1 protein-coding gene is annotated in these 892 nt (G+C 59.8%); it reads right to left on the reverse strand.

Annotation, left to right across the window (positions count from 1 at the left end):
• On the reverse strand, window positions 1-793 hold a 793-nt coding region (locus ACM9HJ_RS30975; RefSeq protein WP_416575666.1), incomplete at its 3' end, for an IS5 family transposase.
• Window positions 794-892: the final 99 nt, after the last annotated feature.

Genomic DNA, 892 nt, shown 5'->3' on the forward strand with positions numbered 1-892 from the left:
GTTGCACGGATGCGATGAAGCACCATGCGGTTGCAGAAGCGATAGTCTGCTCGAAGTCTTTGGCGAGCCGTCTGTTTCGGTTGAGCCATGCCAGGGTGCGCTCCACGACCCAGCGCCGTGGCAAGACCTCGAAGCCTTGGGCTGTGTCGGATCGCTTGATGATGTCGATGGTCCATTTTCCGATGCGGCGCAGCGCGTCTTTGAGCTTGTCCCCAGCATAGCCGCCATCGGCGAAGACGTGCCGCAGCCACGGGAAGGGTTTGACGATCTCAGCCAGCACCAGCGGTGCCCCGTCACGATCCTGGATATCGGCGGCATGGATCACGGCATGGACGAGATTGCCTTGGGTGTCGGTGAGGATATGGCGCTTGCGTCCTTTGATCTTCTTACCGGCGTCATATCCCCTCGGACCGCCGGATTCTGTGGTTTTGACGCTCTGGCTATCGATCACGCCGGCGGTTGGGCTGGCATCACGGCCTTGTTGCTCGCGCATCGCCATCAGCAGGACATGATTGACCGTGAGCCACAGACCATTGTCACGCCACAAGTAGAACCAGCGCCGCACCGTTGACACCGGTGGGAAACAAGGCGGCAGCATCCGCCAAGGCAGACCGCCCCGAAGCAGATAAAGGATCGCCTCCACGATCCGGCGCAGCGGCCATTTGCGCGGGCGGCCGACAGAGGATGCAGCAGGCAGCAGCGGTTCCAGAATGAACCATTCCGCATCGGTCAAATCGCTTGGCAAAGTCAGGCCGTTGCGGGCATGAAGAGCGCGGGTGGTATCAGTCCACATCGGAGATGCACGGTTGTTTTTGGCGAAACCCCTGAATCACCGATAGGGAACGCTGTCAAGCTAACCCGCTGATACCACTCAACTTAATTTCGGATCAGG

This window comes from Niveispirillum sp. KHB5.9 (genome assembly GCF_048066115.1).
Classification (GTDB): domain Bacteria; phylum Pseudomonadota; class Alphaproteobacteria; order Azospirillales; family Azospirillaceae; genus Niveispirillum.